Below are 273 nucleotides of genomic sequence, written 5' to 3' on the forward strand. Positions count from 1 at the left end.
GCGGTGTTCCGGCTGCCGATGGGTTTTTCGCTGGCGCTGCTGGGCGCGGGTTACCTGATCGGCATCGTGGCGGGCCTGGCCATGCTGACGGGGCTGGTGATCTCGTGGGGCATCGCGGTGCCGATCCTGACTTCGGTGGCCCAGATTCCCGCGGACATGTCGCTGGCGAAATTCGCCACCGGGCTGTGGTCGTCGCAGGTGCGGTTCATTGGAGCAGGCGTCATCGGCGTGGGCGCCATCTGGACGCTGGCGACGCTTTTCATGCCGATGGCG

Annotated in this window: 1 protein-coding gene; it reads left to right on the forward strand. The window is 67.0% G+C overall.

What is annotated here, in order from left to right; all coding sequences use genetic code 11:
• Nucleotides 1-273 (forward strand): OPT/YSL family transporter (locus tag SB771_RS34415; protein WP_410721966.1); only part of this gene is annotated, 273 nt, incomplete at both ends.

It is taken from the genome of Burkholderia sp. SIMBA_051, from assembly GCF_046534915.1.
GTDB lineage: Bacteria > Pseudomonadota > Gammaproteobacteria > Burkholderiales > Burkholderiaceae > Burkholderia > Burkholderia ambifaria.